Source organism: Methylobacterium sp. D54C (assembly GCF_053345595.1).
Genome location: NZ_JBKFAK010000004.1, coordinates 118,291 through 141,050 on the forward strand (window position 1 = coordinate 118,291; position 22,760 = coordinate 141,050).

The 22,760-nt window shown below is 72.6% G+C and carries 23 protein-coding genes and 1 other RNA gene; 17 read left to right on the plus strand and 7 right to left on the minus strand.

What is annotated here, in order from left to right:
* Window positions 1-2 precede the first annotated feature (2 nt).
* Genes cbiE through ACLBYB_RS11850 form a run of 4 tightly spaced genes read left to right on the plus strand, consistent with a single transcriptional unit; the run spans window position 3 to window position 3,713 of the window.
* The gene (cbiE, locus tag ACLBYB_RS11835; protein ID WP_447699057.1) at window positions 3-1,223 is read left to right on the plus strand and encodes a precorrin-6y C5,15-methyltransferase (decarboxylating) subunit CbiE; all 1,221 of its coding nucleotides are present in this window, start codon (window positions 3-5) and stop codon (window positions 1,221-1,223) included.
* A complete protein-coding gene (locus tag ACLBYB_RS11840) occupies window positions 1,220-1,624 on the plus strand; it encodes a cobalamin biosynthesis protein (RefSeq protein ID WP_447698879.1) in 405 nt (134 codons plus the stop codon). Before cbiE ends, ACLBYB_RS11840 begins: the two co-directional genes overlap by 4 nt.
* On the plus strand, window positions 1,621-2,397 hold the full coding sequence (gene cobM / locus ACLBYB_RS11845) for a precorrin-4 C(11)-methyltransferase (protein ID WP_020094640.1): 777 nt from the start codon (window positions 1,621-1,623) through the stop codon (window positions 2,395-2,397). The genes ACLBYB_RS11840 and cobM overlap by 4 nt, the downstream gene beginning before the upstream one ends.
* Window positions 2,394-3,713: a cobyrinate a,c-diamide synthase gene (locus ACLBYB_RS11850; RefSeq protein WP_447698880.1), complete on the plus strand. Its 1,320-nt coding sequence runs from the start codon at window positions 2,394-2,396 to the stop codon at window positions 3,711-3,713. Before cobM ends, ACLBYB_RS11850 begins: the two co-directional genes overlap by 4 nt.
* Window positions 3,714-3,773: 60 nt before the next feature.
* On the opposite strand, the gene ACLBYB_RS11855 is transcribed toward ACLBYB_RS11850, so the two are convergent.
* Complete coding sequence (locus tag ACLBYB_RS11855) at window positions 3,774-4,211, minus strand: helix-turn-helix domain-containing protein (RefSeq protein ID WP_447698881.1); 438 nt, start codon at window positions 4,209-4,211, stop codon at window positions 3,774-3,776.
* 355 nt (window positions 4,212-4,566) lie between these two features.
* Between ACLBYB_RS11855 and ACLBYB_RS11860 the strand changes: the two genes are divergently transcribed.
* Together ACLBYB_RS11860 and ACLBYB_RS11865 are read left to right on the plus strand one after the other, a co-directional pair.
* Window positions 4,567-4,914 carry an antibiotic biosynthesis monooxygenase family protein gene (locus ACLBYB_RS11860; RefSeq protein WP_042672224.1) on the plus strand — a complete coding sequence of 116 codons (348 nt, stop codon included), beginning with the start codon at window positions 4,567-4,569 and terminating at the stop codon, window positions 4,912-4,914.
* A gap of 335 nt (window positions 4,915-5,249) precedes the next feature.
* A complete protein-coding gene (locus tag ACLBYB_RS11865) occupies window positions 5,250-6,755 on the plus strand; it encodes an undecaprenyl-phosphate glucose phosphotransferase (RefSeq protein WP_447698882.1) in 1,506 nt (501 codons plus the stop codon).
* A 37-nt stretch (window positions 6,756-6,792) separates the two neighbouring features.
* On the opposite strand, the gene ACLBYB_RS11870 is transcribed toward ACLBYB_RS11865, so the two are convergent.
* The gene (locus ACLBYB_RS11870) at window positions 6,793-7,278 is read right to left on the minus strand and encodes a transcriptional repressor (protein WP_020094645.1); all 486 of its coding nucleotides are present in this window, start codon (window positions 7,276-7,278) and stop codon (window positions 6,793-6,795) included.
* A gap of 124 nt (window positions 7,279-7,402) precedes the next feature.
* On the opposite strand from ACLBYB_RS11870, the gene ACLBYB_RS11875 reads away from it, so the two are divergent.
* The 3 genes from ACLBYB_RS11875 to ACLBYB_RS11885 are packed head-to-tail and all read left to right on the plus strand — an operon-like array spanning window position 7,403 to window position 9,203.
* On the plus strand, window positions 7,403-7,537 hold the full coding sequence (locus tag ACLBYB_RS11875) for a hypothetical protein (protein ID WP_020094646.1): 135 nt from the start codon (window positions 7,403-7,405) through the stop codon (window positions 7,535-7,537).
* Window positions 7,534-8,331, plus strand: a complete 798-nt coding sequence (locus ACLBYB_RS11880; protein ID WP_447698883.1) for a metal ABC transporter ATP-binding protein — start codon at window positions 7,534-7,536, stop codon at window positions 8,329-8,331. The genes ACLBYB_RS11875 and ACLBYB_RS11880 overlap by 4 nt, the downstream gene beginning before the upstream one ends.
* 47 nt (window positions 8,332-8,378) lie before the next feature.
* On the plus strand, window positions 8,379-9,203 hold the full coding sequence (locus ACLBYB_RS11885) for a metal ABC transporter permease (RefSeq protein ID WP_427509875.1): 825 nt from the start codon (window positions 8,379-8,381) through the stop codon (window positions 9,201-9,203).
* Here the strand turns inward: ACLBYB_RS11885 and ACLBYB_RS11890 are convergent, their stop codons facing one another.
* The 3 genes from ACLBYB_RS11890 to ACLBYB_RS11900 are packed head-to-tail and all read right to left on the minus strand — an operon-like array spanning window position 9,204 to window position 11,931.
* The gene (locus ACLBYB_RS11890; RefSeq protein ID WP_447698884.1) at window positions 9,204-10,067 is read right to left on the minus strand and encodes an SDR family oxidoreductase; all 864 of its coding nucleotides are present in this window, start codon (window positions 10,065-10,067) and stop codon (window positions 9,204-9,206) included.
* Window positions 10,064-11,209 carry a tRNA epoxyqueuosine(34) reductase QueG gene (gene queG, locus ACLBYB_RS11895; RefSeq protein WP_447699058.1) on the minus strand — a complete coding sequence of 382 codons (1,146 nt, stop codon included), beginning with the start codon at window positions 11,207-11,209 and terminating at the stop codon, window positions 10,064-10,066. Before queG ends, ACLBYB_RS11890 begins: the two co-directional genes overlap by 4 nt.
* A 29-nt stretch (window positions 11,210-11,238) precedes the next feature.
* A complete protein-coding gene (locus ACLBYB_RS11900; protein ID WP_447698885.1) occupies window positions 11,239-11,931 on the minus strand; it encodes a glutathione S-transferase family protein in 693 nt (230 codons plus the stop codon).
* Between the two features lie 253 nt (window positions 11,932-12,184).
* Between ACLBYB_RS11900 and ACLBYB_RS11905 the strand changes: the two genes are divergently transcribed.
* From ACLBYB_RS11905 to ACLBYB_RS11925, 5 genes are all read left to right on the plus strand, one after another.
* Complete coding sequence (locus tag ACLBYB_RS11905) at window positions 12,185-12,988, plus strand: undecaprenyl-diphosphate phosphatase (RefSeq protein WP_447698886.1); 804 nt, start codon at window positions 12,185-12,187, stop codon at window positions 12,986-12,988.
* Window positions 12,989-13,217: 229 nt separating this feature from the next.
* Window positions 13,218-15,107, plus strand: a complete 1,890-nt coding sequence (locus ACLBYB_RS11910) for a methylmalonyl-CoA mutase family protein (RefSeq protein ID WP_447698887.1) — start codon at window positions 13,218-13,220, stop codon at window positions 15,105-15,107.
* A gap of 43 nt (window positions 15,108-15,150) precedes the next feature.
* Window positions 15,151-15,522 carry a hypothetical protein gene (locus ACLBYB_RS11915; RefSeq protein ID WP_447698888.1) on the plus strand — a complete coding sequence of 124 codons (372 nt, stop codon included), beginning with the start codon at window positions 15,151-15,153 and terminating at the stop codon, window positions 15,520-15,522.
* A gap of 135 nt (window positions 15,523-15,657) precedes the next feature.
* Entirely contained in the window at window positions 15,658-16,107 is a 450-nt protein-coding gene (locus ACLBYB_RS11920) for a hypothetical protein (protein WP_447698889.1), read from the plus strand.
* 48 nt (window positions 16,108-16,155) lie between these two features.
* The gene (locus tag ACLBYB_RS11925; protein WP_447698890.1) at window positions 16,156-16,875 is read left to right on the plus strand and encodes a glutathione S-transferase; all 720 of its coding nucleotides are present in this window, start codon (window positions 16,156-16,158) and stop codon (window positions 16,873-16,875) included.
* A 15-nt stretch (window positions 16,876-16,890) separates the two neighbouring features.
* Here the strand turns inward: ACLBYB_RS11925 and ACLBYB_RS11930 are convergent, their stop codons facing one another.
* A complete protein-coding gene (locus ACLBYB_RS11930; RefSeq protein WP_447698891.1) occupies window positions 16,891-18,648 on the minus strand; it encodes a protein kinase domain-containing protein in 1,758 nt (585 codons plus the stop codon).
* Window positions 18,645-20,183: a YifB family Mg chelatase-like AAA ATPase gene (locus tag ACLBYB_RS11935; RefSeq protein ID WP_447698892.1), complete on the minus strand. Its 1,539-nt coding sequence runs from the start codon at window positions 20,181-20,183 to the stop codon at window positions 18,645-18,647. The genes ACLBYB_RS11930 and ACLBYB_RS11935 overlap by 4 nt, the downstream gene beginning before the upstream one ends.
* A 143-nt stretch (window positions 20,184-20,326) precedes the next feature.
* Between ACLBYB_RS11935 and ACLBYB_RS11940 the strand changes: the two genes are divergently transcribed.
* The 3 genes from ACLBYB_RS11940 to ACLBYB_RS11950 all read left to right on the plus strand — a co-directional run bounded on the left by ACLBYB_RS11940 (window position 20,327) and on the right by ACLBYB_RS11950 (window position 22,724).
* Window positions 20,327-20,587, plus strand: coding sequence for a PepSY domain-containing protein (locus ACLBYB_RS11940; protein ID WP_447698893.1), 261 nt, complete (start codon window positions 20,327-20,329; stop codon window positions 20,585-20,587).
* Between the two features lie 75 nt (window positions 20,588-20,662).
* Window positions 20,663-20,761: signal recognition particle sRNA small type (gene ffs / locus ACLBYB_RS11945), an RNA gene on the plus strand.
* Window positions 20,762-20,798: 37 nt separating this feature from the next.
* Window positions 20,799-22,724 carry a DNA polymerase III subunit gamma/tau gene (locus tag ACLBYB_RS11950; protein WP_447698894.1) on the plus strand — a complete coding sequence of 642 codons (1,926 nt, stop codon included), beginning with the start codon at window positions 20,799-20,801 and terminating at the stop codon, window positions 22,722-22,724.
* Window positions 22,725-22,760: the final 36 nt, after the last annotated feature.

The following is a 22,760-nucleotide window of genomic DNA, read 5'->3' on the forward strand; positions in this document are numbered from 1 at the left end:
CCATGAGCGATGACTCGCTGTCGAGCGCCCCGTGGCTGTCGATCGTCGGGATCGGCGAGGACGGTCGGGCCGGGCTGACGCCGTCCGCCGCCGCCGCGCTCGACGCCGCTAAAGTGGTCTATGGCGGCCGGCGCCACCTCGCCCTCGCCGGGCCGCTCGACGCGGAGACGCGGCCCTGGCCGAGCCCGATCCACGAGGCCTATCCAGAGATCCTGGCGCGGCGCGGCCGGCCGACCTGCATCCTCGCCACGGGCGACCCGTTCCACTACGGCATCGGCGCCGAGATCGCCCGGCTGGTGCCGGCGGACGAGATCCGCGCCTTCCCGCAGCCCTCGGCCTTCAGCCTCGCCTGTGCCCGGCTCGGCTGGCCGCTCGCCGAGTGCGCACTGGTCACGCTCCACGGTCGCGCGCTGACCCGGATCGTCCCGCATCTCCAGCCGGGGGCGCGGCTGCTCGTCCTGTCGTGGGACGGAACGACGCCCGGCGCTCTCGCCGCCCTGCTGCGCGACCGGGGCTTCGGCGCGTCGACGCTGACGGTGCTGGAGGCGATGGGCGGGCCGCGCGAGCGCGTCCGCACGCTCCGCGCCGACGCGTCCGACGGCGCCGACTTCGATCCGCTGAACACGGTGGCGCTCGCGGTGGCGGGTGCCGGCCGCGCCCTGCCCCTCGCGCCAGGCCTCGACGACGACCTGTTCGAGAATGACGGGCAGCTGACCAAATCCGAGATCCGGGCCCTGACCCTGTCGGCGCTGCGCCCGCATCCGGGACAGCATCTCTGGGATGTCGGTGCGGGCGCCGGCTCGATCGCGATCGAGTGGATGCTGCGCCACGCGAGCCTGCGCGCCACCGCGATCGAGGGAAGGCCGGACCGCGTCGAGCGGATCCGCCGCAACGCCGTCGCGCTCGGCGCCCCGGACCTCGCCGTCGTCGCCGGCGCGGCACCGGGCGCGCTCGCCGGCCTGCCCGCGCCGGACGCGGTGTTCATCGGCGGCGGCGTCTCGGAGCCGGGGGTCCTCGCGACCGTGCTGGCGGCGCTGCGGGGCGGCGGTCGCTGCGTCGCCAACGCCGTGACCCTCGAGGGCGAGGCCGCGCTGCTCGCGGCCTTCGCGGCGCACGGCGGGAGCCTGCGCCGCTACGGCGTGGAGCGGGCGAGCCCGGTCGGGGGAATGCACGGCTGGCGCCCGGCCATGACGGTGATCCAGTGGGCCTGGACCAAGCCGTGACCGGAGCGCTGGTCGCCGGCATCGGGTTCCGCCGGGGCACCGAGGCCGAGGAGATCGCGGAGCTGATCGAGCGCGCCCTCGCCCTGGTCGGCGTCGCGCGGTCGAGCCTCGCGGCCGTGGCCACGGCGGACGACCGGGCGTCGGACCCGGCGATCCGCGCGGCGACGGCCCGGTTCGGCCTGGCACCGCATCCCATCGCCGCCGCCGCGCTGGAGGCGCGCGACGCCGAGATCGTCACCCGCTCGGCGCGGATCGAGCGCCTGCGCGGCGTCGGCTCGCTGGCCGAGGCGGCGGCCCTCGCCGGCGCCGGGCCCCGGAGCCGCCTCGCCCTGTCCCGGATCGCGAGCGACCGCGCCACTTGCGCCCTGGCCGTCCGATACGACACGACACAGGAACCATGACCGTCCATTTCATCGGCGCCGGCCCCGGCGCGGCCGACCTGATCACGGTGCGCGGGCGCGACCGCATCGCCGCCTGTCCCGTCTGCCTCTACGCCGGGTCGCTCGTCGCCCCCGAGATCCTGGGATGGTGCCCGCCCGGCGCGCGGATCGTCGACACCGCGCCCCTCGACCTCGACGCCATCCTGGCGGAGATCCGTTCGGCGCACGCGGCCGGCCAGGACGTGGCGCGCCTGCATTCCGGCGACCTGTCGATCTGGAGCGCCCTGGCCGAGCAGATGCGCCGGCTCGACGCGCTGGCCATTCCCTACACGGTGACGCCGGGTGTCCCCGCCTTCGCGGCCGCGGCCGCGCTGCTGCGTCGGGAGTTGACGGTCCCGGGCGTGGCCCAGACCGTGGTCCTGACCCGCACCTCCGGGCGGGCGAGCGCCATGCCCGAGCGGGAGACGCTGGCGGCCTACGCGGCCACCGGCGCGACCCTGGCGATTCACCTGTCGATCCACGTCGTCGAGGCCGTCGCCGCCGAGCTGATCCCCTTCTACGGCCCGTCCTGCCCGGCGGCGGCGGTGTTCCGAGCCTCCTGGCCGGACGAGCGGGCGCTCGTAGGCGATCTCGCCGCGCTGCCCGGGCTCGTCGCGGAGGCCGGTCTGGAGCGCACCGCCCTGATCCTGGTCGGACCGGCGCTGGGCGCCGCGGAGTTCCGCGAGAGCGCCCTCTACGCGCCCGACTACGACCGGCGCTACCGGCCCGGCGGCACGGTGGGGTCGCGGTCGTGAGCGCCCCCGGCCTCCTCGTCGCAGCGCCGCGCTCCAGCTCCGGCAAGACGACCGTCGCCCTCGCGCTCATGCGCGCCCTCACCCGGCGCGGCCTGCGGGTGCGCGGCGCGAAGTGCGGCCCGGACTACATCGATCCGGCCTTCCACCACGCCGCGACCGGCCATCCGAGCTTCAACCTCGACAGCTTCGCCATGGCGCCGCCGCTCCTCGACGCGCTGGCGGGCGCGACGGCGGCGGCGGCCGATCTGCTGATCGCCGAGGGGTCCATGGGCCTGTTCGACGGCGTCCGGGCGGCCGAGAACCGCACCGGGGCGAATGCCGACATCGCCGCGCGCTACGGCTGGCCGGTGGTGCTCGTGGTGGACGTGTCGGGCGCGGCGCAATCGGCGGCCGCCGTGGCGCTCGGCTGCAAGCTCTACGATCCCCGCATCCGGATCGCCGGCGTGATCCTCAACAAGGTGGCGAGCGCCCGTCACCGGCGCCTCGTCGAAGCCGGCATGGAGCGCGCGGGGCTGCCGGTGCTCGGCGCGCTGATGCGCGACGCGCAGCTCGTCCTGCCCGAGCGCCACCTGGGGCTCGTCCAGGCCGGCGAGACCGCGGATCTCGCAGCGCGCCTCGACAGGCTCGCCGACCTCGCGGAGGCGGGCATCGACCTCGACGCCGTGGCGACCTGCGCGAGCGGCACCGTACCGCCCTCCGGTGGCCGCCTGCCCCGGCCGCCCGGACAGCGCGTAGCGGTCGCCCGGGACGCGGCGTTCAGTTTCCTCTACCCGCATCTCGAGACCGGGTGGCGGATGGCCGGCGCCGAGCTCGTGCCATTCTCGCCCTTGGCCGACGAGGGACCGCCCGAGGATTGCGACGTCTGCTGGCTGCCGGGCGGCTATCCGGAACTGCACGCGGGCCCGATCGCCGGCGCGACCCGCTTCCTGGACAGGCTGCGCCGCTTCGCGCGGACCCGGCCGGTCCACGGGGAGTGCGGCGGCTACATGGTCCTGGGCGAGACGTTGCAGGATGCCGACGGAGCGACCCATGCCATGGCCGGACTGCTACCGGTCGCGACCTCGTATCACCGGCGCAAGCTGCATCTCGGCTATCGCGTCGCGCGGCTCTGCGAATCCGGCCTGCTCGGCGCCGCGGGCACGCGCCTCGTCGGCCACGAATTCCACTACGCCAGCGAGCTCTCGCCGATCGCGCCGGAGGAAACGGCGCTCGCCCGCGTGACGGATGCCGAAGGTGTCGATCTGGGACTGGCCGGCCACCGGGTCGGACCCGTCACCGGCAGCTTCTTCCACCTGATCGCGACCGATCCGCCGTGACGCCGGGCTCGGCGCAGCCGCTTCGAAGGTCCCCGAGGTGAAGCCTGTTTCGCGCGCCGGTCAGGCCGGATCCGTCGTCGGCGCGGTTGCGCCGCGGTTCTGCGCGAGTCGCGCGGCGCTGCGGACCAGCGCGAGCACGTCGCGGCGCATCTGCTCGTCCTCGATCTGGGCGTAGGCGCGCAGCAGCTCGATGGCGCCGTGGGCGCTGAGGAAGCCGAACACGTCCTCCTGCGCGTTCTCGCGCGGCTCGCTCTCCTCGAAGAACGCGGAGACCGGAACCTCGAGGAGGCGCGCGATCTCGCGCAGCCGGCCGGCCCCGACCCGGTTTTGGCCCTTCTCGTATTTCTGAACCTGCTGGAAGGTCACGCCGACCGCGTTGCCCAGCGCGGTCTGGCTCATGCCGCGAGCCTTGCGCAGCGCTGTGATCCGGATGCCGACGAGGCGATCGACGTCCGTCGTCTGCTTCGGCATTGTCTGGCCGGAGGAATCCTTGTCCATGGCGTGGGCTGCATCCTCCTGCGGACGGGGTGTCTTCGCCTCGCTGTCGCGCCGCTTCACCGTCCGCCCCTTAGTCGCATGTCCTGCACGCCAGGTTGCCGGTACTCTGTGCCGATATCCGGCTATAGCCCTGATCCCGACACAGGTGAACCGCGGCGCAGTAGGACACCAAGTTGTCAAGCTTCGCAAGTCAAAGGTTACATCTTCTAGTTTAAGCCCACACATCTTTGCAACATTGTTGCTCAAATGTCGACGTGGAGGTCAGGGCTGCTTTCGAGGTGCGCCTTGTCGCCGCGCGGCGGTACCCCTTAGGAGCACAGGGGCATGTAGGTTCGGTACCGCGCAGGAGGCACGCATGTTCATCGCGATGAATCGCTTCAAGGTCGTTAAGGACGCGACGGCGGATTTCGAGGCCGTCTGGCTCGGGCGCGACAGCCATCTCGGCGAGATGCCGGGCTTCGTCGAGTTTCACCTGCTGCGCGGCCCGGAGCACGAGGACCACGTGCTCTACGCCTCGCACACGATCTGGCGATCGCGGGCCGATTTCGAGGCCTGGACCCGGTCCGAGCAGTTCCGCAAGGCGCACGGACGCGTGCCCTCGACCAAGCCCCTGTATCTCGGCCACCCCCAATTCGAGGGTTTCGAGACGATCCAGACGGTCGGCGGGACGGCCGATGCGCGCCAGGACGCGGACGCCGTCTGAACGCGGCGGACCCCGGCCGCCCTTCGGTCGGGGTCATTCGAGGCGCCCATCCGGTTGAAACCGCGATGAAAGAAACCCGCGTGAATTGAAATAGCTCCGGCGAAAACGGTCCCCCGTCAAACCTCGCGACGGCCGGCTGCGCCGAACAGTCACTCAGCATTAACTATGTATTGCCTCCTCCGGAAGCAGGCCCTAAGTCGCAGCGCTCATCCGTGACTGCGATCGTGAACCCGCCGGGCCCGCGGCTTGCTCCGTGACCGTCACCAGGCGGCGCTGAAACCTTTCGTGTCTCAGACTGGTACAGAGTCCGACTAAGACGGGACGTTGCGGGTCAGATGTTTCACGATCGGCTTCCGGAGACGTTTCAGGCGCTGCCGACCTCGGCGGAGCGCCGCCGCAATGTGTGGTCGGCCCTGCTGCCGCGCCGCGGCCGTGCGCTGGCACGCATCGCCCTCTCCATGACTCTCGCCGCCACCGACATCGCGACGATCGTGGCGGTCACGCTGGGCCTCGAATGCGCCTACCAAGTCCTCGCGCAGGACGGCACGGTGTGGGCGGGTCTCGTCCGCGGCTCGCGGCTGTCGGCGCTGCTGGCGCTGGTGATCGTCGCCACGAACGTCCTGCGCGAGGAGTACAGCCTCGAGAACGTGATGGCGCAGAAGCCGGGCGTCCAGCGGGTGGCCTCGCTCTGGCTGATCGCCTGGGCCGCCGTGCTCGTCGTCAGCTTCATGACGAAGACGACCAACGATTACTCGCGGCTCGTCTCGCTCGGGATCTTCGCCGCCGGCCTGCCGCTGCTCATCGCGGCGCGGGCCGCGGTGCGCCGGCTCGTGCGCGAGCGGCTGAGCGCCGGATCGGCCACCGCCAGCCGGATCCACCTCGTGGGCTACGAGGAGGACATCGCGCGCTTCTACGCCGGCAAGGAGGTCGACCAGCTCGGCTCGCGGATCATCGGGACGAGCTACCTGCGGCGGGTCGATCCCGGCGCCGACGCGGCCACGCGCCACGACCAGTTGCAGGAGGATCTCGACCTCGCCGTCTCCGTCGTCCGCTTCCTGCGGCCGGACGACGTCTTCGTGCTGGTGCCCTGGGCCGACACCGCGGAGGTCGAGCGCTGCATCGACGCCTTCCTGCGGGTGCCCTCGGCCCTCCACCTGCGTCCCGGCGCGGTCCTCGACCGGTTCCCGGACCTGCAGGTCGCCCGGGTCGGCGGCGTCTCGGGGATCAACATCGGCCGCCGTCCGCTCAACGTCGGCGAGGTCATGCTGAAGCGCGCCCTCGACCTGACGGTGGCGACCATCGCCCTCGTGTCGCTGTCGCCGCTGCTCGCCGCGATCGCGGTGGCGATCAAGCTCGACAGCCCCGGCCCGGTCTTCTTCCGGCAGAAGCGCTACGGCTTCAACCAGCAGCCGTTCGGCGTCTTCAAGTTCCGGTCGATGCGGGCGGATCCGAACGCCGCCTTCCGGCAGGCGACCCGCAACGACAGCCGCATTACCCGGATCGGCGCGATCCTGCGCCGGACGAACCTCGACGAGCTGCCCCAGCTGATCAACGTCCTGCGCGGAGAGATGTCGCTGGTCGGCCCCCGTCCGCACGCGCTGGCGCACGATCGGAGCTTCGAGCGCCGGATCGCCCTCTACGCCCGCCGGCACAATGTGAAGCCCGGGATCACCGGCTGGGCCCAAGTCAACGGCTACCGCGGCGAGACGCAGACCGACCTCGCCATGGAGCGGCGCGTCGCCTGCGACCTGCACTACATCGACAACTGGTCGATCTGGTTCGACATCCAGATCATGATCCAGACGGTCGTCTCGCGCCGCGCCTACCAGAACGCCTTCTGACCGGCACCCGGCGCCCGTCCGCCCTGGAAGTGGCGCCTCAGGGGGCCTGCTTCCGCTCCCGGCAGGCGCCGCAATCGCCCTCGACCTCCAGAATGCTGTGGGTCGGGGTGAAGCCGGCCCGTTCCAGCGTGCGCCCCAGGCTGCCCTCGACTTCCTCCGACGAGGCCTCGTCGACCCCGCCGCAGGTGCGGCAGATCAGGAAGATGACCCCCTCCCCGGGGGCGTGGCCGTGCGCGCAGGGGATGAAGGCGTTGCGGCTCGCGATCCGGTGGACCAGCCCCTGCTCCATGAGGAAGTCGAGGGCGCGGTAGACCGAGACCGGGGCCACGCGCTTGCCCGGCGCGCTCAGCCGCTCGGCGATGTCGTAGGCGCCCTGAGCCTTGGCGGACTCGGCCACCGCCTCGAGGACCTCCCGGCGCAGGGGCGTGAACTGAAGACCGCGCTCGCGACACAGGGCCTCGGCCCGCGCGAGCATGTCACCGGTGCCGGCGTGGCACGCGTCGTGACCCTCGTGACGGTGCATGATCGCTCCAGACGTGATCCGCAGGTTGTCCCACGGGTTTGTTACAGTGTATCACCGCCGCCCAGCAGCGCACCAGTAGCCCCGCGCGGTGCCCGCGCCGGCGTGAGCGCGCGACGAGGACCCCGTGCCGACCATTCCCAGCCCGAGACACGCGGCGCGGCGATCGCTGTTCCAGAGCGGGATCGGCCTGCGGCTGGCGCTCGCCGCGCTGCTCTCGGCGCTGGTCTGGCTGACCATCGCCTGGGCGCTGGCGACATGAGCGGCGCGCGCCCGGATCCGATCCGCCTCGTCGGTCTCACCCTCGGTTACGACCGGCATCCGGCGGTCCACCACCTCGACGGGTCCGTGCGGGCCGGCGACCTGCTCGCCCTCGTCGGCCCGAACGGGGCCGGCAAGTCGACGCTCCTCAAGGGCATGGCCGGGGAAATCCGCTGCCTGGACGGGCGCATCGAGCGCGCCGGCGCCCTCGCCTACATGCCGCAGGTCGACGAGATCGACCGGAGCTTCCCGCTCACCGTCATGGATCTCGCCGGCATGGGCCTCTGGCGGCGCGCGGGGGCGTGGCGCAGCCTCACCCGGCGGCGCCCGGCGATCGAGGCGGCGCTGGCCGCGGTCGGCCTCGACGGCTTCGCGGCGCGGCCGATCGGCACCCTGTCGGGCGGACAGTTCCGGCGCGCCCTGTTCGCCCGTCTGATCCTGCAGGACTGCCCGGTCGTGCTCCTCGACGAGCCGTTCACCGGCATCGACGCGCGGACGGTCGACGATCTCCTGGCACTCATCCGCACGTGGCACGCCGAGGGGCGGACCGTGGTCGCGGCCCTCCACGACCTCCAGCAGGTCCGCGCGGATTTCCCGACGACGCTGCTGCTCGCCCGAGAGCCCGTGGCCTGGGGTCCGACCGCGCGGGTCCTGACGGCCGAGAACCTCGCGCGCGCCCGCAACCTGTCCGAGGCCTGGGACGAGGGCGCGGCGATCTGCGCCGGGCCGCGAGCCGTCGCGGCGGCGCACGACCACGGCGGCGCGGACCATCACCACCACGAGGACGCCGCGTGACCGATCCGCTCGGATCCCTGTTCGCGCCGTTCGTGGAGTTCGGCTTCATGCGCCGGGCCCTGGCGGGCTGCCTCGCCCTGTCGGTCTCGGCGCCGCCCATCGGCGTGTTCCTGACGCTGCGCCGCATGAGCCTGATGAGCGACGCGATGAGCCACGCGATCCTGCCCGGCGCCGCGGTCGGCTTCTTGGTCGCCGGCCTGTCGCTGCCGGCGATGACGCTGGGCGGCCTCGTGGCCGGCCTCGCGGTCGCTCTCCTCGCGGGCGCCGTCACCCGCGCGACGGTCGTCCGTGAGGACGCGAATCTCGCGGCCTTCTACCTCATCTCGCTCGCGGCCGGCGTGCTGCTGGTCTCCCTGCGCGGCTCGCAGATCGACCTCATGCATTTCCTGTTCGGCTCGGTCCTGGCGCTCGACGACGACGCGCTGTGGCTGCTCGGCGGCATCAGCACGCTGACCCTGCTGGCCCTGGCCCTGATCTACCGGCCGCTCGTGATGGAATGCGTCGATCCCCTGTTCCTGCGGAGCGTCAGCCGCAGCGGCGGCCCGGTTCACCTCGCCTTCCTGGCGCTGGTGGTGGTGAACCTCGTCGGCGGGTTCCAGGCCCTCGGCACGCTGCTGGCAGTGGGGCTGATGCTGCTGCCGGCGGTGGCGGCCCGATTCTGGGCCCGCGACCTGGCCGGGCTGATCCCGGTCTCGATGCTGATCGCGGCCCTGGCGAGCGTGTCGGGGCTCAGCCTGTCGTACCGGTACGACGTGCCGAGCGGGCCGGCCATCGTGCTGGCGGCCGGCGCGCTCTACGTCGCCTCGATGATGGTCGGCCCGCGCGACGGCCTGCTCCGCCGCCTCGTCCGGCCGCGCCACCTCGAGGCCTGATCAGGGCTGGTCCTTGAGCGCGGCGAGTCCCTCGCGATAGGTCGGGTAGGCGAGCGCGACGCCCAGCTCGTCGCGGATCAGCCGGTTCCGGACGCGCTTGTTCTCGCCGTAGAAGCTGCGCGCCATCGGCGACAGGTCGGCGGTCTCGAAATCGATCTCGGGCGGCAGCGGCAGGCCTGTGAGGGCCGCGGCGTGCTCGGTCACGGTCTGGGGCGCGGTCGGCTCGTCGTCGGTGACGTTGTAGATCGCCCCCGGCCGCGGCCGGTCGATGGAGGCGAGCAGCGTCGTGGCGATGTCGTCGACGTGGATGCGGTTGAAGACCTGCCCGGCCTTCACGATGCGCTGCGAGCGGCCCTCCCGCAGCTTCACGATCGGGTTGCGCCCGGGTCCGTAGATGCCCGAGAGCCGGAAGACCTGAACGGCCTTGCCGGTCGCGGCGCCGAGCGCCAGCCACGCCGCCTCGGCGTCGACGCGCACCTTGGACCGGGCGCTGCGCGGGGTCGCCGGCGTGGTCTCGTCGATCCAGGCGCCGCCCTGGTCGCCGTAGACACCGATAGTCGACAGGTAGCCGATCCACCGGATCCGGCTCGCCGCGACGGCGTCGGCGTAGCGGGCCAGCACCGGGTCGCCGGCCTCGCCGGGGGGCGCCGAGACCAGGAGCACGTCCGTGTCGGCGAGGTCCGCCGCGATCCGGGGATCGTCGGCCTCCGGCCCGAAGGCGCGCAACGCGAAACCGGTCTCCGCCGCGATGCGGTCGGCGGCCGCAGGGTCGGTGACGGTGGCGCGGACGCTCCCGAAGCGCGACCGTGCCCGCTCGGCGAAGTGGCGGCCGGTGAAGCCGAGCCCGAAGACGAAGAGGTTCATGCCGCGGATGTCTCGTCCGTCCGCGGTTCCGTCAAGCTGGTGGCGGCCCGCCACTCGTCCCGCACGTGGGCGTCGGTCTCGGAATCGCTGTGCTGGCGCCCGAGCGCGCGCACGGCCTCGGGCGCCAGCAGCCGGCCGCAGGCCCAGACCGCCATGCCGCGCACCAGGGGCGACGGGTCGCGCAGGCGCGCGACGGCCGCCTCCGCGAGCGACGGGTCATCGGAATTTCCGATCGCGATCATGACGTTGCGGAGGAAGCGGTCGCGCCCGGTGCGCTTCACCGGCGTGCCGGCGAAGAAGGTGCGGAACGCCGCGTCGTCGAGGCCCGCGAGATCCGCGAGCGCCGGGGCCGCCAGGTCCGCCCGCGCGGCGAGCCGGCTCTCCGCCGCGGTGCGGGCGAACTTGTTCCAGGGGCAGACGGCCAGGCAATCGTCGCAGCCGAACACCCGGTTGCCGATCGCCGTCCGGAAAGCCTCCGGGATCGGCCCGGCATGCTCGATCGTCAGGTACGAGATGCAGCGGCGGGCGTCGAGCCGGTAGGGCGCCGGGAAGGCGTCGGTGGGGCAGACGTCCAGGCAGGCGCGGCACGAGCCGCAACGGTCGGGCTCCGGCGGGTCGGGCTCGAATTCCGCGCTCGTGTAGATCGCGCCGAGGAGCAGCCAGTTGCCGTGCCCGCGGGAGATCAGCACCGTGTGCTTGCCCTGCCAGCCGAGGCCGGCCGCCTCCGCCAGGGTCTTCTCCATGACGGGGGCGGTGTCGCAGAAGACCTTCACCCGCACGTCGCCCTTGGCCGACAGATACCCACCCAATTCTTTCAGGCGGCCCTTCAAAACCTCGTGATAGTCCCGCCGCTGCGCGTAGGCGGCGATGGCACCGCGGTCGCGACGCGCCACGAGGTCGAGGGGATCGTGCTCCGGCCGGTAGCTCATCGCCAGGACCAGGATGCTGCGCAGACCGGGCCACAGCGCGATCGGGCTGGCGCGCTGGTCGGCCCGCTCCGCCATCCAGTCCATGGTGCCCTGCGCGCCCTCGGCGAGCCAGGCGGACAGGCGGCCGGGCAGGTCGGGCAGCCGGTCGGGTCGGGTCACGCGCAGGCCGCAGAACCCGAGCGTCCGCGCCCGGGTTTCGACGAGGCGGCGCAGGTCGGCGCCGTGGTAGGTCCGTCTGGCGTTCAGAAATCCAGATCCGCGTAGTGGGCGGCCGGTGCCATCCCGGCCACTCGATCGGCGAGCAGGGCGCGGAACGAGGGCCGCGACTTGACCCGCGCGTACCAGTTCCGCGCCATCTCGTCCTCGTCCCAGGGCACGTCGCCCAGGTAGTCGACGCAGGAGAGATGGGCGGCCGCCGCGAGATCGGCATAGGTCAGGTTGTCGCCGGCGATCCAGCGCCGCCGCGCGATGAGGTAGCCGATGTATTTGAGGTGGTAGCGCACGTTGGACCGCGCCGCGCGGATCGCGTTCATGTCGGGCGGGCCGCCGCCCTCGTTGGCCGACATGAAGCGCTTCGAGATCTTCTCGTTGACGAGGTAGGCGGTCACCTCGGACTCGAACTTGACCAGGAACCAGTCCAGCAGGCGACGCACCTCCACGCGCTCGACGGTGTCCTCCGGCAGCATCCGCCGCCCCGAGAGCCCGAGGCCGCGGGTCTCGTCGAGGTACTCGGCGATGGCGCCGGCGCCGGGAACCACGAGGCCGTTCTGCTCCAGCAGCACGGGCGTGACGCCCGCCGGGTTGATCAGCAGGAAGTCGTCGCGCCGCTCCCAGGGCCGTTCTTCGAACAGCGTCGGCTCCATGCCCATCTCGGCGAGCACGAGACGGATGAAACGGGAATTCGCGCAGAAGGGGAAATGGTAGAGGGTTGCCATCGAGGCCGTGCGGGACGTTCGGTCTGCCAGCGCGGCCGGTCCCGCGCTCGTCGTGGGTCCTGAAGCGCGGGTCTTCGGCGCAGAGGACTTCGGACCGAGCGTTATTGCCCGACCGTTGCCGAGCCCTTAACACGCGCGGCCCGGCCCGGTAACTGCCCGTCAACCCTGATCGGCGAAGCCTCGGGTACAACCATTTCGCGTGGCAGGCGGTGGCCCGACGGGGGCCTCCGCGCGCGCGGCACAGGGCGTCACGATGGATCCGGCAAGCATCGGCAAGGCAGTGCTGCTCGCCCTGGTGGAGGGGGCGACCGAATTCATCCCGGTCTCCTCCACCGGCCACCAGCTGCTGGTGGGGCACTTCATCGGCTTCCACTCGCCCAACAACACCTTCGAGGTGCTGATCCAGCTCGGCGCGATCCTGGCGATCCTGCTGGTGTATTTCCGCCGCCTCCTGGGGATCGCCACCGCGTTGCCGTCAGATCCGAAGGCGCGCCGCTTCGTCCTCGGCATCCTGGTGGCGTTCCTGCCGGCGGCGATCATCGGCGGCCTCTTCTCGAAGCTGATCAAGGCCTACCTGTTCAACCCGTGGATCGTCTGCGCGACCCTAGTGGCCGGCGGCCTCGTGCTCCTCGTCATCGACGACACCGACCTCGAGGTGAAGAAGACGGACGTCTACGACTTCTCGATGCCGATGGACCTGAAGATCGGCATCTTCCAGTGCCTGGCGATGATCCCCGGCGTCTCGCGCTCGGGCGCCACGATCGTGGGCGCGATGCTGATGGGCGCCGACAAGCGCTCGGCCACCGAGTTCTCGTTCTACCTCGCGATGCCGACCATGGCGGGCGCTTTCGCCAAGGACCTGCTCGACAACTACAAATACCTCTCGAGCAACGATGTCGGGCTGATCGCGATCGGCTTCATCGTGTCGTTCGTCTCGGCGCTGTTCGTGGTGCGGTTTCTCCTCGACTACGTCTCCCGCCACGGTTTCTGGCTGTTCGCGTGGTGGCGGATCATCGTCGGCGCCCTCGGCTTCGCCGGCCTGATCATCCTCGGCTGACGCGGGCGGGATCGCGCCCCGTTCGGTCGGCCCGGGCTCGCCGGCAGCGGCTCGGGATCGCGATCCGGATCGGCAGGTGCCCCTCACCGCACCTGCGCCGCATCACTCAAAAATCGGTGATCCGCGGCTTGAGCTTTCCTCAACCATCGGGCGATTGCCAGCGGCGGAGCGGCGTGCGAGGCAAACGCATGAAAGCGGTGCAGAAGACGCCGCGCCCTGGAACGTACCGATGGAAGACAGACCGCTCGCCGACCTCTTCGAGCCCGCAGACCGGGCGCGCTGGCTCGGCCTCGTCGAAGGCGTCCTGAAGGGCGCCGATTTCGAGAAGCGGCTGGTGACGCGGACGGCCGACGGACTGCGGATCGAACCCCTCTACGGACCGGCCGAGCCGGCGGCGCAGCCGGTGCGCGAGCCGGGACCCTGGCGGATCGCCCAGCGGGTCGACCATCCCGACCTCGGAACCGCGAACACGCAGGCGCTCACCGACCTCGAGGGCGGGGCCGATGCCCTCGTGCTCGCCGTCGCGGGTGCGCCGGGCGCCCGCGGCTACGGTCTCACCGCGGCGAGCGTCGAGGAGCTCGACGCCGCCCTGAAGGGCGTGATGTTGCCGCTGATCGCCCTGCGGATCGATGCCGGCGGCCGCGGCCTGGAGGTGGCCCAGCTAATTAAGGCGCTGGCGGAGCGCCGCGGCGAGGATCTCTCGACCTACGACGTCGATCTGGGGCTCGATCCCATCGGTGTCCTGGCGGCCACCGGCAGCCTCGGAGCCGTCTGGACCGACATCGCGCCCCGCCTCGCCGAGGTCGTGGCCGGCCTGGAGGCGGCGGGTTTCCGCGGCCGGGCCTTCCTGGCCGACGGCCGGCCCTACCACGAGGGCGGCGCCGGCGAGGCGGCGGAACTCGGCGCGGTGCTCGCCACCGCCGTCGCCTACCTGCGCGCCCTGGAAGCGGCCGGTCACGATCTCGCGAGCGCGCGCGACCGCGTCGCCGTGCTGCTCGCGGCCGATGCCGACGAGTTCGTCACCGTCGCGAAGTTCCGCGCGATGCGGCGCCTCTGGGCGCGCGTCGAGCAGGCCTGCGGCCTTGAGCCGAAGCCGCTGCGCCTCCATGCCGAGACCGCGTGGCGGATGATGACCAAGCGCGACCCGTTCGTGAACATCCTCCGGACCGGCATGGCGGCGGCCTCGGCTGGCATGGGCGGCGCCGACAGCGTCGCGGTCCTGCCGTACACGCAGGCCCTCGGCCTGCCCGACGCCTTCGCCCGGCGCGTGGGGCGCAACAGCCAGATCGTGCTCATCGAGGAATCGCACCTCGCGCGGGTCAGCGACCCCGCGGCCGGGGCCGGCGGATTCGAGGCCCTGACGGCCGAGCTCGCCGAGGCGGGCTGGGCGGCGTTCCAGGCGATCGAGGCCGAGGGCGGGATCGTCGCCTCGCTCAGCGTCGGCAAGCTCCAGCGGCGGATCGAGCTGACCCGCGAGGCCCGCGCCAAGGCGGTGGCCACCCGCCGCGAGCCGCTCACCGGGGCGAGCGAGTTCCCGAACCTCCCCGAGAAGCCGGTCACGGTCCTCGACGTGCCGCCGGTGGCAGCGATGCGCGGATCCAACTTCGGCGCGGGCTCGGCGGTCGCCTGCGACGCGCTGCCGTCCCAGCGCCTCGCGGAGCCCTACGAGGCCCTGCGGGACGCCTCGGACGCCTTCCTCGCCAAGACCGGTCGCAGGCCGGTCGTGTTCCTGGCCAATCTCGGCCCGGTGGCGGCCTTCAACGCCCGGGCGACCTTCGCCGCCAACGCCTTCGCGGCCGGCGGGCTCGAGGCTCTGTCGAACGAGGGCTTCCCCGATGCCGAGGCGGCGGCGGCGGCGTTCCGGGAATCCGGCGCGAGCCTCGCCTGCATCTGCTCCACCGACGGGATCTACGCCGAGCGCGCGGTCGCGACCGCGGAGGCGCTGACCGGGGCCGGCGCCGGACCGGTCTACCTCGCCGGGAAGCCGACGGACCTGGCCGAGCCGCTGAAGCAGGCGGGCGTGGCCGCCTTCCTGCACGTCGGCTGCGACCTCCTCGCCCTCCTCAACGCGGCACTCCGTGCGGCCATGCGGACGCCCGCGCCGCAGGCCCCGCGCTGACGGGGCGCCGATCTCCTCAAAGCTCCCGGCACTCCGGATCCGCATGACGCCCCGCATCGCCGTCGCCCTGCTCCTCGCCGGCACGCTGCCCGCCGCGTCCGCCCCCCGCGCCGCCCTGCCCGATCGGTTCGACGGCACCTGGAGCGTCGAGATCATCACCGAGACGGGGAACTGCGACCGTACCTACCGCTACCCGGTGCGGATCGAGCGCGGGCGGGCGCGCTTCATCGGGACTGCCTTCATGGTCGAGGGTGGCGTCGCGCGGAACGGGGCGATCCGCGGCTCGATCTCCAACGGCGCCGCCACCGCCGACGTGCGGGGACGCCTGGGCTCGGACGGCTTCGGTGCCGGAACCTGGGTCTCGACCGGGGCCCTCGCCTGCCGGGGACACTGGAACGCGGAGCGGCGCGGCTGAGCGCGGCTGTGGCCGTCGCGAAACAGCCCGGATCTTGCCCGGAATCGGGCACCCGGACCGAACCGCCAGCCCCGATCCCGACGCAATCATGAGCGAGAGCTGAACGCGGTTAGGACACCCGACGAGGCCGCCCGTATGAAGACTTCGATCCTCGCCACCTTCGCCGTCCTCGCGCTCGTCTCGGCCGCCGAGGCGCGGCCTCACCGGCACCCGGCCGCCCCGAAGGTGAACGCGGCGGAGGCCGAGAAGGTGTTGGCGCCGCTGCGGCAGGCCGCCACCGCGTGCTTCGCCGAGACGGTGCTGTCGAACCCGAAGGCGACGGCAGAGGCGCGCGCCGGCCGCTGGTACGAGGCCGTCGGCATCACGGGCTTCCTGTGCCGCCCGGAGGTCGCCGCGATGATCCGGACCCACGACAACCTCTACGGCGCGAAAACCGGTGAGCGCTACTTCAAGGGCGCGTACGTCAAGCATCTGGACCAGCAGCTCGCCGAGCGCCTTCAGCCGATGTTCGCCCGCAAGGCCGTCGCCAGCGCCGAGCCGCCGCTCGAGAAGGCCTCGGTGGAGGAGCCGGCCGAGAACAACTGAGCGGGAACCGTCCGGGGTCGCTGCGCCTTCCCCGACCCGGAGGCGGCGATGCCCTACGAGCTCCATTACTGGCCGATGATCCAGGGGCGCGGCGAGTTCGTCCGCCTCGCCCTCGAGGAGGCCGGCGCCGACTACGTCGACGTGGCCCGCCAGGACGACGATTCCGGCGGCATCGGACCGATGCTCGACCGCCTGTCCGACCCCGCGGATCCCCGGCCGCCGCTGGCCCCCCCCTTCCTGCGCGACGGCGACGTCGTCGTCGGGCAGAGCGCCGCGATCCTGCTCTATCTCGGACCGCGCCTCGGGCTCGTGGGCCCGTCGGAGCGCGACCGGATCTGGACCCATCAGCTCCAGCTCACCGTCGCCGACGCGGTCGACGAGGCGCACGACACCCACCATCCCGTCGGCGTCGGCCTGTACTACGCGGATCAGAAGGCCGAGGCGTTGCGCCGGGCGGCCGAGTTCCGGGACGAGCGCGTCCCGAAATATCTCGGCTATTTCGAGCGCGTGCTGGCGGCCAACGGCGGCCGTCGCCTCGTCGGCGCGGATCTCTGCTACGCCGACCTGTCGCTGTTCCAGCTCGTCGACGGCCTGCTCTACGCCTTCCCCAAGGCGACCGCTGCGGCCCTCCGGAGAACCCCGCAGGTGGCGCGGCTCCACGAGACCGTGGCGCGGCGCCCGCGGCTCGCCGCCTACCTCGCCAGCGCGCGCCGGATCCCGTTCAACGAGGACGGCATCTTCCGCCGCTATCCGGAGCTGGATCCCTGAGGCGCGAGCCGGGGCTCACCGACGCGGGCCGGCGATCAGGATCGCCGCGAGCACCAGCGCGACGAGCCCGAGCACCAGCGACAGCAGGCGCCAAAACAGCAGCGGGTCGCGCTCCAGGAGCGACGCCCGCCGGCCATCCGTGAAAGCCGGGTTGGGGTGGCGCAGGTCGTGGACGAAGGCCGACACGGTCGCGTAGCGCCGCTGCGGATCGGGATGGACGGCCCTGCGCAGCGCGCCGTCGACCCAGACCGGCAGCAGCGGGCGCACGGTCAGCGCCGACGCGTAGCGCAGCCGCCGCTGCGCCGCGCGCGTCCGGGCCCGGGGCACCGCGTCGCCGTAGGGCAGCCGCCCCGTGAGCATCTGGTAAGTCATCACGCCGACCGCGAAGACGTCCGACTGGGCGGTCCCTGGGGCGCCGAGGAAGCACTCCGGCGCCGTGTACTGCACCGTGCCCAGGATCTCCGCCGGGTCGATCCGCGGGTCGCCCTCGACGACGCCGGCGACCTGGGTCGCGCCGAAATCGATGATCTGGACGGTGCCGGCCGCGTCGATCAGGACGTTGTCGGGCCGCAGGTCCTGGTGGACCATCTCCCGCCGATGGAAGGCCTGCACGCCCCGGGCGAGCTGCTCGACGAGCCCCCGCACCGCCTCCAGCTCGGGCGCCGCGTGGTCGCGCATCCACTGGGTCAGGGTCTGGCCCTCGACGTAGCGCATCACCGTGTAGAGGTGGCTGCGGCGGCCGGCCTGGGGATGGGCCTTCAGCACGTGCGGATTGTCGATCCGCCGCGCGATCCACTCCTCCATGACGAAGCGCTTCCGCTGGGCGGGATCGTCCCGCAGGTCCAGGGACAGCACCTTCAGGGCGACCTGGGCGCCGGTCTCCGCCTCGACCGCCAGGTAGACGCGGCTCCGGGGACCGGAGTGGAGGATCCGCAGCAGGCGGAAGCCGTCGAGCTCCGCAGGCGGGTCGAGGAGCGGCGCCGGGTCCAGCCCCTCGGCCTCGCCGAGGAGGTCGGCCGGCTCGCCCTCCGGCACGGTCTCGACCCGCACGATCTGGATCGTCAGGTTGTCCGGGCTGCCGGCCGCCAGGGCCATCTCGACGATCGCCCGCGCGGCCGCGTCCAGGGTCTCGGCCGCAGCGATCTCCGCGACCATGTCGCGGGGCCGGACATGCTCGTGGATGCCGTCCGTCGTCAGCACGAAGGTGTCGCCGGCCTCGACGCCCACGGCGTGGTAGTCGATCTCGACGCGGCCCTGCGCTCCGAGGGCGCGGCCGAGATACGATTCCGCCGCGGAGACGACGACCCGGTGGTCCTCGGTGAGTTGCTCGAGCGACCGGCCGGACACCCGCCAGATCCGGGCATCGCCCACGTGGAAGAGGTGGGCCACGCGGGATTTCAGCACGAGGGCGTCGAAGGTCGTGACGTGGCCCCGGTCGGCATCGTTCGGATCGGCGCCGCGCCGCGTCTCGGCGTAGAGCCAGGAATTCGTGGCCGCGATCACGCGCTGCGCCGAGGTCTTCACCGACCACGTGTCCGGCGTGGCGTAGTAGTCGCTGAGGAAGCTCTTGACCGCGGTCTCGCTCGCCGCCGCGCCCGCCGCGCTGCTGCTGATCCCGTCGGCGAGGGCGACCGCGATCCCCTTCAGGCCCAGCGCCGGCTGGACCGGAACCAGCGCGCCGTTGAAATCCTGGTTGGCGGCCTTGCGGCCGGCGCTGCTGTGCTGGCCGATCGTGACCGTCAGGTCGACCGGGCCGCGCGGTCCGGCGCTCAAGCGGCGGCCGCCGCGCTGTCGCCCCGGCCGCGGTACGACAGCGCCTCGGCGAGGTGGAGCCGGCGGACCTGCGCCTCGCCGTCGAGGTCGGCCAGGGTCCTGGCGACGCGCAGCGTCCGGTGGAAGCCGCGGGCGGAGAGGCGCATGCTCTCGGCCGCCTGGCGGATCAGCGCCGTCCCGTCGGCGTCGGGGCTCGCGACGTCCGAGATCAGCGTCGCGGGACAGGTCGCGTTGGTGGTGGATTCCGGCAGGCCGCGCGCGGCGTAGCGCGCGCCCTGGAGCGCGCGGGCCGCCGACACCCGGTCGGCCGCCTCGCGGGAGCCCTCGGCCGGCGCGGGCAGGATCAGGTCGGCGGCCGTCACCGCCGCCACCTCGACGCGCAGGTCGATGCGGTCGAGGATCGGGCCTGAGATCCGCGCCTGATACTGCGCCATGCAGCGCGCGTTCGGCCCGCGCCGGCAGGCGTAGCCCGGTTCGAGACCGTGGCCGCAGCGGCACGGGTTCATCGCCGCGACCAGCTGGAACCGCGCCGGGTAGGTGATTCGGTGGTTGGCCCGGGCAATCATCACCGCCCCGGATTCCATCGGCTGGCGCAGGCTGTCGAGCACCTGCGGGGAAAATTCGGGGAGCTCGTCCAGGAACAGCACGCCGCCATGGGCCAGGGAGACCTCACCGGGCCGCGCCCCGAGGCCGCCCCCCACCAGGGCCGCCATCGAGGCGGAATGGTGCGGCTGCCGGAACGGCCGGCGGTTCGAGAGCGCCCCGTCCTTCAGCGCGCCCGCCACCGACTGGATCATGGAGATGTCGAGCAGCTCGCGCGGCGTGAGCGGCGGCAGGATCGAGGGAAGACGCGCCGCCAGCATCGACTTGCCCGAGCCGGGCGGCCCGTTCATCAACAGGTTGTGGCCCCCGGCGGCCGCGATCTCCAGGGCGCGCTTGGCGCCCTCCTGCCCCTTGATGTCGGCGAGGTCCGGCAGCGGCCCGGCCGGCGCGGCGACGGCGGGCTCCGGCCGCGCCATCACCTGGCTGCCCTTGAAGTGGTTGGCGAGCTGGATCAGCGAGCGCGGCGCGAGCACGTCGAGGTCGCCCCCCGCCCAGGCCGCCTCCGGCCCAGTGGACGCCGGGCAGATGAGCCCGAGCCCCCGATCGGCCGCCGCCATCGCGGCTGGCAGCACGCCGCTCACCGCCGTGATGCTGCCGTCGAGGGCGAGCTCGCCCAGGACGCAGTAGCCGGCGAGCGCGTCCGCCGGGATCGCGCCGATGGCCGCCATGACGCCCAGCGCGATCGGCAGGTCGAAATGCGAGCCTTCCTTGGGAAGATCCGCCGGGGCGAGGTTCACCGTGATGCGCTTGGCCGGCAGCGCCAGCCCCGAGGCGATCAGCGCTCCGCGGACCCGCTCGCGCGATTCCGCCACCGCCTTGTCGGGCAGACCGACGACGGTGAACACCACCGAGCCCGGCACGATCTGGACCTGCACGTCCACCGCCCGCGCCTCGATGCCCTCGAAGGCCACGGTGGCGACGCGGGTGACCATTCGTGCAGTGTCCTCGCCGCCGCGTTCCGGTACGGCCAAGATGTGCGGCAGATTCGGGGGCGGCTCAAGGGGATCGCCGCCATGGAACTCCGCCGCGGCACGCCTGTTCACAGCCGGAAACAATTGCCGGATCGGAGACAGCCATGCGCCTGACCACGTCCCTTCTCACCCTGACCTTGATCGCGGGCACCGGCCTCGCCGCCCGCGCCGACGAGAAGCTTCCGCCCGATCAGCAGGCCAAGGTCGAGGCCATGCTCAAGCAGGAGGGCTTCACCAAGTGGAAGGAGATCGAGCTCGACGACGGCATGATCGAGGTCGACGACGCGATCGACGCGAGCGGCAAGCAGTTCGACCTGAAGCTCGATCCGAAGACCCTGGCCATCGTGAAGCGCAAGGCCGAGTGAGGCAGCGCTTCGGCTGCGCTTCGACTCGGCTTCAGCAGCGCTTGCGTTCGGGCCGAGGCCCGGCCATATAGCCGGCGGGGGGTTGGCGAGGGACGTTTCACTCGCCAACCGGGTCAGGTCCGGAAGGAAGCAGCCCTAACGAGACCGAGCGGGTCTTCGTCCAGCCTCCCACCTCGTTCCACGGCGCGCGGCAGTCTGACCCAGATACGGCATGGACGCTACGACCGGCACGCCTGACGACGAGCCGGGCCTGCCCGGGTTTCCAGCGCCCCCCGCTGCGGCGACGCCCTACCGGGTGCTCGCGCGCAAGTACCGCCCCACCAATTTCGGCGACCTGATCGGCCAGGACGCGATGGTGCGGACCCTCGCCAACGGGTTCGCCGCCAACCGCATCCCGCAGGCCTGGATGCTCACCGGCGTCCGCGGAGTCGGCAAGACCACGACGGCCCGCATCCTGGCGCGCGGCCTCAACTACGCCCGCGCCGGACACCCCGACACCGGCCCGACCGTGTCGATGCCGGAACTCGGCCTCCACTGCGCGGCGATCATGGAATCCCGGCACATGGACGTGCTGGAGATGGACGCCGCCTCGCATACCGGCATCGACGATGTCCGGGCGATCATCGACGGCATCCGCTACGGGCCGGTCTCGGCGCGCTACAAGGTCTACATCGTGGACGAGGTCCACATGCTCTCCGAGAAGGCGTTCAACGCCTTCCTGAAGACGCTGGAGGAGCCGCCGCCGCACGCGAAATTCGTGTTCGCCACCACGGAGATCCGCAAGGTCCCGGTGACGATCCTGTCTCGCTGCCAGCGATTCGACCTGCGCCGGGTCGAGGCGCCGACCCTGCACGCGCATCTCGCGAAGGTCTGCGCGGCCGAGGGCGTATCGGTCGAGGACGAGGCTCTGGGCGCCATCGTGCGAGCCGCGGAAGGGTCGGTGCGCGACGCGCTCTCGCTGCTCGACCAGGCGATCGCCCACGGCGCCGGCACGATCACGGCGCAGAGCGTGCGCGACATGCTGGGCCTCGCTGACCGCGCCCGGATCCTCGACCTGTTCGAGGCGGTGATGCGCGGCGCGGTGCCGGCCGCCTTCGCGGAGCTGCGGGCGCAGTACGATTCCGGCGCGGACCCGTCGGTCGTGCTCTCTGATCTCGCGGCCTTCACGCACCTCGTCACCCGGCTCAAGGTGGTGCCGGAAGCCGCCGCCGACCCAACGCTCAGCGAGACCGAGCGCGTCCGCGGCGCCGCGTTCGCCGAGAAGCTCTCGATCCGCGCCCTGTCGCGGGCGTGGCAGATCCTGCTGAAGGCGATTCCCGAGGTCCAGGCGGCGCCCCGGCCCCTCGCGGCCGCCGAGATGGCGATCGTGCGCCTCGCCTACGCGGCCGACCTGCCCACACCCGACGAGGCCCTGCGCCAGCTCCGGGCCGAGGCCGCCGCCGCGCCCGCGGACGAGGCTCCGGCCGCGTCGGCCCGGCCGCCCCTCCCGCCGATTCCCGACCTGCGCGGCGGCGGTTCCGCGGCGCTCGCCGCGGCACCCCGCACGGTCGCGCCGGAGCCCGCCCCGGTCGCGGCGCCCCTGGCCGCGCCCGTCGCGGTGAACGCGCCGGCGAGCGTCCCGATCAGCGCGCCCGCAAGTGCGCCCGTCGGTGCGCCGGCGCCGAGGCCGGCGCCCGCGGCACCGCCGACGCCGCGTCTCGGGCGGTTCGAGGACCTGATCGCGCTGGCCGACGCCAACCGGGACATCCTGCTGCGAACCGCGCTGGAGCGCGACGTCCACCTGGTGCGCTTCGAGGAGGGCCGGATCGAGTTCCGCCTCGCCTCCGGCGGCCGGTCGAGCCTCGCCAACGACATCGCCGCCGCCATCGAGCGCTGGACCGGGCGGCGCTGGGTGGTGGCCCTGTCGAAGGACGAGGGCGCCCCGACCCTCGACGCGGCCGCCCGTGCCGCGACCGAGACACGCCGGGAGAACGCCGCCGCCGACCCGTTCGTGCGCGAGGTCCTGACGCGCTTCCCCGGGGCCGAGATCGTCGACGTGCGCGAGACAATCTCCGAGGCCCTCCCCTCCGCCGAGCAGGAGATCCTCGGGGAAGGCGATGCCGCGCGGGTCGGCGAGGTCGAGGACGACGACGCCTGACGCATGGTGGCGCCCGGGCCGCGCCATACCCAGATC

Excerpts from the sequence above, each read along its gene's own strand:
- ACLBYB_RS11860 (WP_042672224.1), top strand. The coding sequence starts at position 4,567 with ATGTTCATCGCGATGAATCGCTTCAAGGTCGTTAAGGACGCGACGGCG.
- ACLBYB_RS11905 (WP_447698886.1), top strand. The coding sequence starts at position 12,185 with ATGGATCCGGCAAGCATCGGCAAGGCAGTGCTGCTCGCCCTGGTGGAG.
- ACLBYB_RS11925 (WP_447698890.1), top strand. The coding sequence starts at position 16,156 with ATGCCCTACGAGCTCCATTACTGGCCGATGATCCAGGGGCGCGGCGAG.
- ACLBYB_RS11890 (WP_447698884.1), bottom strand. The coding sequence starts at position 10,067 with ATGAACCTCTTCGTCTTCGGGCTCGGCTTCACCGGCCGCCACTTCGCC.
- ACLBYB_RS11885 (WP_427509875.1), top strand. The coding sequence starts at position 8,379 with ATGCGCCGGGCCCTGGCGGGCTGCCTCGCCCTGTCGGTCTCGGCGCCG.
- ACLBYB_RS11855 (WP_447698881.1), bottom strand. The coding sequence starts at position 4,211 with ATGGACAAGGATTCCTCCGGCCAGACAATGCCGAAGCAGACGACGGAC.
- ACLBYB_RS11865 (WP_447698882.1), top strand. The coding sequence starts at position 5,250 with ATGTTTCACGATCGGCTTCCGGAGACGTTTCAGGCGCTGCCGACCTCG.
- ACLBYB_RS11870 (WP_020094645.1), bottom strand. The coding sequence starts at position 7,278 with ATGCACCGTCACGAGGGTCACGACGCGTGCCACGCCGGCACCGGTGAC.
- ACLBYB_RS11935 (WP_447698892.1), bottom strand. The coding sequence starts at position 20,183 with ATGGTCACCCGCGTCGCCACCGTGGCCTTCGAGGGCATCGAGGCGCGG.
- cbiE (WP_447699057.1), top strand. The coding sequence starts at position 3 with ATGAGCGATGACTCGCTGTCGAGCGCCCCGTGGCTGTCGATCGTCGGG.
- ACLBYB_RS11920 (WP_447698889.1), top strand. The coding sequence starts at position 15,658 with ATGAAGACTTCGATCCTCGCCACCTTCGCCGTCCTCGCGCTCGTCTCG.
- cobM (WP_020094640.1), top strand. The coding sequence starts at position 1,621 with ATGACCGTCCATTTCATCGGCGCCGGCCCCGGCGCGGCCGACCTGATC.
- ACLBYB_RS11880 (WP_447698883.1), top strand. The coding sequence starts at position 7,534 with ATGAGCGGCGCGCGCCCGGATCCGATCCGCCTCGTCGGTCTCACCCTC.
- ACLBYB_RS11910 (WP_447698887.1), top strand. The coding sequence starts at position 13,218 with ATGGAAGACAGACCGCTCGCCGACCTCTTCGAGCCCGCAGACCGGGCG.
- ACLBYB_RS11900 (WP_447698885.1), bottom strand. The coding sequence starts at position 11,931 with ATGGCAACCCTCTACCATTTCCCCTTCTGCGCGAATTCCCGTTTCATC.
- ACLBYB_RS11915 (WP_447698888.1), top strand. The coding sequence starts at position 15,151 with ATGACGCCCCGCATCGCCGTCGCCCTGCTCCTCGCCGGCACGCTGCCC.
- ACLBYB_RS11940 (WP_447698893.1), top strand. The coding sequence starts at position 20,327 with ATGCGCCTGACCACGTCCCTTCTCACCCTGACCTTGATCGCGGGCACC.
- ACLBYB_RS11950 (WP_447698894.1), top strand. The coding sequence starts at position 20,799 with ATGGACGCTACGACCGGCACGCCTGACGACGAGCCGGGCCTGCCCGGG.